The sequence below is a fragment of the Pantoea stewartii subsp. stewartii genome, from assembly GCF_008801695.1.
In the GTDB taxonomy this organism is placed as follows: domain Bacteria; phylum Pseudomonadota; class Gammaproteobacteria; order Enterobacterales; family Enterobacteriaceae; genus Pantoea; species Pantoea stewartii.
In genome coordinates, this window is sequence record NZ_VZPF01000121.1 from 1 (window position 1) to 8,859 (window position 8,859).

Sequence of the window (8,859 nt, forward strand, 5' to 3'; positions counted from 1 at the left end):
AATGGAGGCGAAGCGCCTCAAGGAGCCATGTCCGGTGTTTCACGCGATAGTGTCCATTAAAAAATGATGGACACTATTTTCCCGGAACCGGAGCCCGCTGCACAGACGGTTTAAATGTGACGCTTACGTTCAGCACCGCGCTGCCGGCATTACGGACATGAAGACGATAAAGACGTAGCTCACCGCCGTTCCACATGGTGAGCGGCTCGACCCTCAGCCAGGCCGGGAGGCTGAATGGCGGCAGCGCGGCGACAGGTGCTTCAGCAAAGCCTTCCGGCACCTTGCCCGCCAGCACGGCTTTTTGAATGTCCGTCAGAAGGCGAACATAGGGTTGTGATGTTTCCCAGCGACGGGCGGCTTCATGATGAACCGGCCTGTCGGAGATAAAGTGCAGCACGCGTCCGTCACGTTTCTGCGGGACGCCCACAACTGAAACGGTCAGCCCGCCCTCCGTCCTGACATAAAAGGTGAAGGGTGCTGTCTGTGCCGTCATCAACTGAACGCCACCGTTCAACTGCCCCATGGCCCGGTTATCATTGATAAACATCCCCTGCGCGCTGTCGACGGCAATAATGCGGTCGCCGGGCACCACGAGCAGGTTCGGGTTTGTATTGCTGAGCGCGACCCTGACCTGGCTGTCGGGGCTGACGGGAATGTTGACCGCGTGCAGGGCCACCGGCTCCGCCAGGACGGCGGCACACCAGCAGGCCAGTGCAGCAGCCAGCCATTTAGGACTATTTTTTCTCATCCACCTTCTCCCTGAAATCTTTGATGGTGGTCATACCACGTTGATAACGCAGTTCCAGACGGACGGTTTTGTCCTCAGGAAGCTGCTTACGATTCCCGATCCACTGCTGAACCGTGCCGTGAATATCCACGATGCCGGCTGACGGGTACGTATCCATACCGGACAGGTAAAATGCGGTGGTCACGTTATTGTCGATAACTTTTTGTGCCTCATCAGCCAGAACCTCCTGCATGGCCGGACGGGTCTCATTGTCGAAGAAACGCAGCAGGGCCTTGTGGTTTGCCCTGACGGATTCGGGTGAAACGTTGTAGCGAAGAAACACCAGCGACTCGGCAGTCTGTTCCAGATAGTTTGCATCTGCGCGGTTGCGCGACAGGGTGAAAGGCGAATCGAATCCCATCGGGATATAGGTTTCATCGTGGCTGTTAATCAGGGTGTCAATCTGCAGCCAGGCAAGAATGTTGCCGCCCAGCGACAGTCCGAACAGCCCCAGCAGAATGATAAACGTGAGAGATGTGTAACGGGCCGCAAGACGTTTTGCCTTCAGGTCCACGGGATGCCTCCATGATGCGGTTCAGCGTAGCCATAACCGGTAAGCAGAATCGGGGATGACTTTGTACATGCTTTTGAAGAGAGACGACGGGAGATACCAGTAGCAGGCGTTGAGCAGCCAGGTGGTTCCCCTGCCCTTTTTGAAATGTTTCAGACAAACCCAGAGCAGAATGGAGACGACAAGCCCGGTCACATACTGTCCGGTCCAGAACCCCCAGCCCATCGGACCAAAGAGGGCTATGGTCTCATCGGTTGGCAGGCCCACCGGCCCCGCCTGCTCTGTAAGCGTCTGAGGAAACATGAAGCGCGCAGCGCGTTCCTCATTCATCGCTTATGCTCCTGAAAATCAGCTCCCGGAACGGGCTGCGATGATGGCAAAGATGATCTTAGTCACCACTATAAACACAGGGATTAAGAGGAAGGTGGCCGGGTTGTGGCTACGCAGGTACAGCAGGAAGACCAGCACCACTTCCGCCAGCATGAAGTAATACATCATGGTGGAATCCGCACCGAACGTATCCTCCGCATCCTGTTTGCCCGCTTTAGTCAAATCATCGGCATGCGCCATACCGCGCGCGGCAAGCCAGATCGCCAGCGGTACCGCAACATACTTAAACAACGCCTTAGCGGTTTTGTTGTTCAGCAGCGTCGGTACTGACTTCACTGCAGACACCATGCGGAACAGCAGTCCCTTACGCTCGCCCTGACGGGAAAGCCCCGTCTCCTGATTGATAACTGACATATCAGCCATTTTCTTTCCTTAAATAAAATGATTAAACGAACGGGCAAATATGCCCCCGCTGCACCCGCAAAGCAGACACAGCGGGGAAATATCTTCAGAAATAAACAGAGAAATAACCATCACTCAGGCACGCTACCGCCCCAGGGCGTCACGCCTGTCGTGGGGAATAAACACACCCGACGGATTTTGGGCAAAGGGAAGCCCGCCGGTTTTTCCGGTGAAAGAAAATTCGGTGAAGGAACAAATAAAATTTTCTGCTGACGGATACCTGTTTATTACAGAGCGTCAGCCAGACTTAAACAAAACATAAACAACAATCACTACCTGAAACCAATTTGTCAGCGCGAGTCTCCTACTCCTTATTGGTTATGTAAATTGATCTAAATCAACAAAATGAACTACGATCTCCTCAGGCGATTATTGGGGATGTTTTACCCCTCCACAGTCTCCTGAGGCGATTTTCACCCATGAGGTCAGACCAGATGAAATCTGATATTTACCCTCCGGTGCAGATCATCAGGGATGAAATATTCAGCAGGAAGCTGACTTACGAAAAAATTTCCGGCCTCACCGGTCTGAGCAGCGGCAGATTGCGAAACATACTGACCGGGCGAACCGACATGACAATGAGAGAGAGGGACATCATCTGCCAGAGCCTGGGGATCTACCCCGGAGAAGTTGTTCTGCAGCGCGAGGACCTGACGGACAACAAAGGCTTTATCGATGTCCGGCATTTCCCCGAGTCGCTCAGGGAAGCAATCAGAACGCTGGTCAATGCACTTCATGACCATACACCTCCCAGAAGAAAGAGGAAGAAAGTCACAGCGTCGTGATTTCATAATAATCCCCGTGGATTTCGGGAACGCGCCTGAGGTGGTCATGCAGGCGAAGGGTGGCCTCCTGTACGCGGGAGCGCCCTGCTTTGCCGGCCACGTCCGACAGTTTTGTACTCGCTCTGGCGGTGAGGATCACCGTCAGTTTTTTGCTTTGTACCGTTCCTTCCTCGTCAACCTTCCAGTCGTCAGGAATGCGGGAGAACAGCTTAAGGTGGTCATGGAGCCGGAGCATGGCTTCCAGCTGCCGGGAACGTTTTCCCTTTTTCGCGAGCTGAGACAATTTCTCACTGTCTTCCTGAGTAAGCAGTACGCGGATAGATTTAGGAGGCTTTGTTGAATAAATGGATTTTATGCTGTGGTACTATGAAAACGGTTGTTTCAGATAACATAAAATCAATGCGTTACATGCTTGCGTATGACGGTGTTCTGTCTGGCATCAGCGTTTTCTACCAAAACAGTGCAGACAAAACAGAATGATTACCTATTATTCAACAAAGCCGATTTAGGACGCACCAACTCGTCTTCTGCGGTTGTTTTCTGACTCATGGGGTTTCCCTGGTGTTGGATACATCAGGGGCTTTTTAAATGAAATGGAAGGGGGATCCAATTCCACAGCTGTAGAATGTGCAAATATACATATTGACAGTTTAATCATTGATTACTTTGTCAATAATCAAAAGAACGATTAAAAGACACACAAATACGGGGTGAGTTTTTTTGATTTTTATCAAAATAACTTCAGATTGAAGATGCGGATTTTCGAGCCTGCCGATCCTCTAAATCTCACAAATACGTATAGCAATTTGCTACCTTCAGGGTTATCATTGACGTATAGCAATCTGTTACCAATAAGGGCAAACCTATGCAAATGTTCACCCGGAAACCAACTCGTGATAAACAGATCAACGTACGAGCCACAGATGAGGAACGGGCGGTTATCGACTACGCAGCAAGTCTGGTTAATAAGAATCGTACTGATTTTATTATTGAGAAAGCAGTGCATGAAGCTCAGAACATCATTCTGGATCAAAGGGTCTTTGTTCTGGATGATGCCCGTTACCAGGCCTTTATCGAGCAACTGGAAGCACCCGTTGAGAATATTGAAGGTCGTCATCGCCTGATGAACGTAAAACCGGAATGGAAATAAATGTCACATCTCCAGCCTTACTGACCGAAGAACACAACCTCCAGCCATTTGATTGTGGAAACGATGTGTTAAGTGACTGGCTCGTACGCCGTGCGCTGAAAAATCAGCGTATTAATGCATCCAGGACATTTGTTATCTGCCTGGAAGGTACTTTTCGTGTAGTCGGTTATTACTCAATAGCAACGGGGTCAGTAAGCCACGTCAACCTGGGGCGCAGTTTACGCCAGAATATGCCAGATCCAGTACCTGTTATTCTCCTTGGTCGTTTGGCTGTTGATATCTGTACACAGGGCCATAGTTTCGGTAAATGGCTACTTAATGATGCTATAATACGAGTATCAAATCTTGCCGATCAGGTGGGTATTAAAGCCGTAATGGTTCATGCTATTGATGATAAGGCACGGCAGTTCTACGAGTATTTTGGCTTTGTCCAGTCACCACTATCCCCACAAACGCTATTTTATAAAATTTGATACTGCTCTACGTAAAATCACGACCTTTTCGGTCGTGATTTAGCATGATGATAAATATATTTCATCGAGATTAATTAAGTCAGGAGATCCTAATTAATGCAGGCAGAGCCAAAAATGATTCAGGAACAAAATTAACCCAGTTATATTTCTCAGCAACTTTTAACAATCCACATTTATCATAAACCCTTAAATTCATATAAGCGCTACTTGCTCTTACCTGTACAGTTTTGGTACTTACATTTAAATATTTTGCTATTCCACGAATTGAAAAACCACATATTAGCAACCAAGAAACCTCCCATTCATTTTCAGTGAGAATTAAGCGAGGGTCATCATTTTCATACGAAGGCAATAGTCGCTCAGTATTAGGGAGAGAATCTATCCTTAATACTTTAGATAACCAATCTACACTATGATTCATACAAGAAAGCTCAGATATCAATACCATAATCATGCTTTCATTTGATAGAGCTAATGGTTTGATATTAATCACAAATGATTTAACTTTATCCTTATTGCACATATAGCCATAAGAAAAAAGAGTTACATTTTTCTTATGCACTATAGCATGTGTCTCAAAATCATGCATAAGGTTAATATCTCTACCTGACGCAATAGAAATATCTCTATCATCCAGTCCTATGACAGAAGCTAAGCCATCATGCAAAAAATGTGACAAAAAATTGATATTTGCATCAACATAACGATGACCTGCATCTTTTATGTACCACATCTCCACTTTCATCAAGTCCTCACCTTTTGCAGTTAATGAACCGTACTACGGAAACGTGGCCACTGAGAAGTTGATCACACCTACCCGTGACACCCGAGATATCATCGCGGCGGCGGTCAGATCTCTAGACAGGATCTGGCTCGATGGCCACCGTTACGCCAAAGCGGGGATAATGCTTAACGATTTCACTCCGAGCGGCGTTGCGCAGCTGAATCTCTTCGATGGAGAACAGCCGCGACCGCACAGCGATGAGCTGATGAAGGTCGTGGACGGTATTAACCATTCTGGTCTGGGGAAAATATGGTTTGCGGGACGAGGCATCGCTCCTGACTGGCAAATGAAGCGAGATTTACTGTCGCCAGCATATACGACAAGATGGGCGGACATTCCTTCAGCAAGGCTCTGTTAAAAAACAGCATGAAGTCATGAAGTCATGAAGTCATGAAGTCATGAAGTCATGTAATTTTCAGGTTCGCTCAAACATATATGTCATTATCGATGGAGTGCAAAACCGAGGGTTTCTGGAGCTAGAGACAGGTTTAAAAAATCGTATGAAATAATGACATCATGAAATAATGTTTTCATGATGTCATTATTTCATTATTTCATTATTTCATTATTTCATTATTTCATTTTATTTCTGTACATGTCATACCCAGCAAGGAGCATATCGGTCATCGAGATCCCCTGCTCTGCTGCATATGCTTTCATTTCTTTATGTTTCGACACCGGAACTTTGATTTGGATAGGTTTGACAGCCGAATCTGGAACAGCCCCTTTTCCGGTAACATCCAGTGTCGGTTCGTCCTCTTTCGGGGGCTCAATTTTAATTGATTTACCAGGGCCTTTCATAAACTTCCTCATGCTCAAGATAATGATATCGTTAAATCATGCTATCATGAATTAATTATATCATGAATCTCTTCAATCATTTGTTTTGCAGTCTCATTCAACGATTTGAATGGCGTTTCATGTAATGCCCGTCCAGTATCCAGAGCTTCGCCGTAACTGGTTTTGAAGGGGATGACTGTATTGATTACTTTATAACCCCACGCCTTGATAGTTTCCTGAGCTTTTTCGCCCTGCGATTGAGATGGTGATTTAGAAACGATAAAGACAATCTTGCTCTTATCAATCCCCTTCTTTATCAATTCACGAGCCAGTTCAAGTGAGGGTTCTAGATCATCAATAGTAGTCCCCGTGGTAATAATGACGAGGTCAGATTCATCTGCGACATCCAGTGATGTTGTCTCTGCTGCAGGGCGCCCATCGATGATCAGCAAATGACAGCTATCTTTCATCCTGACAGCCGTTTCAACCCGGCGGTAAAGAGCACAATCAATCGTGCTTAGCCCACTTTTCTCGCGTCGTTCTGTCCACTTCAGTGAGGTTTGTTGTTTGGTGTCTATATCAGCCAGGTGCGTCTTCCATCCAGCTTCTGAAAATCCAACAGCAAGCGTTCTAGCTTTGGTGCTTTTTGAACCACCGCCTTTCTGACCAACGATCGATATAACCTTTCCCATGATATCACCCTTTCATTAAATCATGATTTCATTATCAAGTTCTACAACTAAGCTAACTATGACATAGCTGAGGTAAAGGAACAATATCAAATCATGATTTAATGATTTCATTAAAACATGAAATTTATAATCATTTAAATTACAATACGATACAACAAATGAAATCATGATTTAATTATAGCATGATTTCATTTGTTGAATGGCTAAGGCGACCGGACTTGTCCTGACATAGAAACCTCCGATACTAAACGTCCCAATGCCTGGCTATTCCACCACAGTGTTTAATCGAAACCGCGAGTCAGCTCTGAACTTGATTCTGAGCAGGCGAGGGGTTGGACAAGCCTAGAGGGCGCGTCAGCATGGCACATTAGGGTATACCTCAAATTCACCTATCCATAGCATGACAATCCGTATCATTGTGACCATATTACTGATACCATCAATAGTGAGACCACTTAAACGTAACCAGAAAGGTGAAAATGCTCATTTTTGGCTACCTGCGTGCATCCACTTCTGGACAGGATGCAACCCGCGCAAAAAATGCACTGAAACAATTTGCCCGTCAGCATGGCCAACGCATCGCCGGATGGTACGTGGACAATGCCTCTGGTACCACGATGACCCGGCCGGAACTGTTACGCTTGCTGGATGATGCAGAGCCGGGGGATGCCATCCTGATTGAGCAGGTAGACCGACTCTCCCGTCTGGACGACACGGGGTGGGAAATACTGCGAAAGCAAATCACCGATAAGCAGCTGGCCATCGTCAGTCTGGACCTGCCAACCAGTCATCTGGCTCTGGCCAGCGTCGTCGGCGATGATTTCACCCGCAGCATGCTGAAGGCCGTCAACGGCATGCTGCTGGATATGTTGGCCGCCATTGCCAGAAAAGACTACGAGGACCGGCGGAGACGCCAGGCGGAAGGTATCAGTAAGGCGAAAGCCGAAGGAAAATACCGGGGCAGGGTAGCCGATGCGCAGAAACATGAGCTGATACGTACGCTGCGCCTGAATCACGGAAAATCACTGCGTGAAACTGCCCGCCTGGCTGGCGTATCAAAAATGACTGTCATCCGCGTCTGCAACAATGCTAAAGAGTAAGGGCCCGTACCACCCCGGAACGGCCCCCGGAGAAACAGAAGGTACCAGGACCTCAGCTCCGGTATAATACTGCCGGATGAGTACACTTAAACCAACGGAGAAGCGGAATGTCAGGCAGAAAAGGAAAGGGCGGGAAGTCACCGGTTCCCCATGACGGGCTGTTTAAAACCTTCCTGGGGTCAGTTTGGATATCGGAAATTATTGTACGTTAAGGTCATTTTTTGTACTTCCAAGCTGCGGTAAGGGCGCTCGATGGTTAGGAAACTGAATCATCGTTTTAAAAATTTCCTGACCATGAACAGCAGTGTCTGCAATGCCGTAATGAAGTGCCATCGGGAACATTATGGTCATAAAATGGCATTTTCGGCGTGTTTTTAACCTGAAAGCTGTTTTTCAGACGCACTTACCCTGCGGCCTGTGCCAGAAGCCATCGTTTCCGGTCAATACTGTGCAGTCTTTCTGCCACTAATACCGACGCATGCCTGCCGGCCTGAGCGCTGACAAAGCGCAAACGGTTGCCGCACAGGATGCATTTGTACGGGTCCGTGCGCAGAAATTCCTTCATCAGCGCAGCGAAGCCGGGCTGCTCCGGTTTTTTCCGCGCCTCCATCTCCAGGGCTTCATACACCTTCGGCAGCAGCTCACCCCGTTTCCGGCTGGACAAAAATCCGTAGTAGCGCACCATCTTAAAGTGCTTCGCCGGGATATGACTGATATAGCGCCCGATCATATCTTCCTGGGTCAACGTCTGCTGCCGGTACTGGTACGTCCGGTAATCGTAATAGTGGTGCACCACGGCACCGCCGTTGTAGTGCCTCAACTTCGCCGCCGACACCGGCGGTCGCTTCAGGTATCGGCCGAGGTATTTGACGCTTTTCGTAAGCGTCTTATTCAGACCGTCTGTGCAGCGCCCTCCGGTTCCGGGAAAATAGTGTCCATCATTTTTTAATGGACACTATCGCGTGAAACACCGGACATGGCTCCTTGAGGTACTTCGCCTCCACT

The 8,859-nt window shown here is 48.0% G+C and carries 12 protein-coding genes and 2 pseudogenes; 5 read left to right on the forward strand and 9 right to left on the reverse strand.

Annotated elements, in window-relative coordinates; translation table 11 throughout:
- Positions 1-73: 73 nt before the first annotated feature.
- From F7Q90_RS23530 to F7Q90_RS23545, 4 genes are read right to left on the reverse strand one after another with little or no spacing between them, the layout of a single operon-like run.
- Positions 74-748: a TraK domain-containing protein gene (locus F7Q90_RS23530; RefSeq protein ID WP_006122268.1), complete on the reverse strand. Its 675-nt coding sequence runs from the start codon at positions 746-748 to the stop codon at positions 74-76.
- Entirely contained in the window at positions 735-1,301 is a 567-nt protein-coding gene (traE, locus tag F7Q90_RS23535) for a type IV conjugative transfer system protein TraE (protein ID WP_006122267.1), read from the reverse strand. Before traE ends, F7Q90_RS23530 begins: the two co-directional genes overlap by 14 nt.
- A gap of 21 nt (positions 1,302-1,322) precedes the next feature.
- Positions 1,323-1,628 carry a type IV conjugative transfer system protein TraL gene (traL, locus tag F7Q90_RS23540; RefSeq protein WP_006122266.1) on the reverse strand — a complete coding sequence of 102 codons (306 nt, stop codon included), beginning with the start codon at positions 1,626-1,628 and terminating at the stop codon, positions 1,323-1,325.
- Positions 1,629-1,646: 18 nt separating this feature from the next.
- A complete protein-coding gene (locus F7Q90_RS23545; protein ID WP_006122265.1) occupies positions 1,647-2,051 on the reverse strand; it encodes a type IV conjugative transfer system pilin TraA in 405 nt (134 codons plus the stop codon).
- A gap of 473 nt (positions 2,052-2,524) precedes the next feature.
- On the opposite strand from F7Q90_RS23545, the gene F7Q90_RS23550 reads away from it, so the two are divergent.
- Positions 2,525-2,875, forward strand: coding sequence for a hypothetical protein (locus tag F7Q90_RS23550; protein WP_044243379.1), 351 nt, complete (start codon positions 2,525-2,527; stop codon positions 2,873-2,875).
- Here F7Q90_RS23550 and F7Q90_RS23555 read toward each other — a convergent pair.
- Entirely contained in the window at positions 2,862-3,230 is a 369-nt protein-coding gene (locus F7Q90_RS23555) for a TraY domain-containing protein (RefSeq protein ID WP_346265405.1), read from the reverse strand. The two genes, F7Q90_RS23550 and F7Q90_RS23555, sit on opposite strands and share 14 nt — an antisense overlap.
- A gap of 510 nt (positions 3,231-3,740) precedes the next feature.
- Here F7Q90_RS23555 and F7Q90_RS23560 point away from each other — a divergent pair.
- The gene (locus F7Q90_RS23560) at positions 3,741-4,025 is read left to right on the forward strand and encodes a type II toxin-antitoxin system TacA family antitoxin (RefSeq protein ID WP_044243377.1); all 285 of its coding nucleotides are present in this window, start codon (positions 3,741-3,743) and stop codon (positions 4,023-4,025) included.
- The gene (locus F7Q90_RS23565; protein WP_006122261.1) at positions 4,016-4,498 is read left to right on the forward strand and encodes a GNAT family N-acetyltransferase; all 483 of its coding nucleotides are present in this window, start codon (positions 4,016-4,018) and stop codon (positions 4,496-4,498) included. The genes F7Q90_RS23560 and F7Q90_RS23565 overlap by 10 nt, the downstream gene beginning before the upstream one ends.
- A gap of 79 nt (positions 4,499-4,577) precedes the next feature.
- Here the strand turns inward: F7Q90_RS23565 and F7Q90_RS27750 are convergent, their stop codons facing one another.
- Complete coding sequence (locus F7Q90_RS27750) at positions 4,578-5,243, reverse strand: LuxR C-terminal-related transcriptional regulator (protein ID WP_044243375.1); 666 nt, start codon at positions 5,241-5,243, stop codon at positions 4,578-4,580.
- Between F7Q90_RS27750 and F7Q90_RS23575 the strand changes: the two are divergent.
- A pseudogene (locus tag F7Q90_RS23575) lies at positions 5,227-5,640 on the forward strand (DUF4113 domain-containing protein); the annotation flags it as partial. The gene F7Q90_RS27750 and the pseudogene F7Q90_RS23575 overlap by 17 nt on opposite strands.
- A 215-nt stretch (positions 5,641-5,855) precedes the next feature.
- On the opposite strand, the gene F7Q90_RS23580 reads toward F7Q90_RS23575, so the two are convergent.
- Positions 5,856-6,083 carry a hypothetical protein gene (locus F7Q90_RS23580; RefSeq protein ID WP_020314634.1) on the reverse strand — a complete coding sequence of 76 codons (228 nt, stop codon included), beginning with the start codon at positions 6,081-6,083 and terminating at the stop codon, positions 5,856-5,858.
- A 44-nt stretch (positions 6,084-6,127) separates the two neighbouring features.
- The gene (locus F7Q90_RS23585) at positions 6,128-6,754 is read right to left on the reverse strand and encodes a ParA family protein (protein ID WP_044243371.1); all 627 of its coding nucleotides are present in this window, start codon (positions 6,752-6,754) and stop codon (positions 6,128-6,130) included.
- Positions 6,755-7,233: 479 nt separating this feature from the next.
- Here F7Q90_RS23585 and F7Q90_RS23590 point away from each other — a divergent pair, with 479 nt between their 5' ends.
- Positions 7,234-7,854, forward strand: coding sequence for a recombinase family protein (locus F7Q90_RS23590; RefSeq protein ID WP_006122260.1), 621 nt, complete (start codon positions 7,234-7,236; stop codon positions 7,852-7,854).
- Positions 7,855-8,257: 403 nt separating this feature from the next.
- On the opposite strand, the pseudogene F7Q90_RS23595 reads toward F7Q90_RS23590, so the two are convergent.
- Positions 8,258-8,728: pseudogene (locus F7Q90_RS23595) on the reverse strand (transposase); the annotation flags it as partial.
- Positions 8,729-8,859 lie beyond the last annotated feature (131 nt).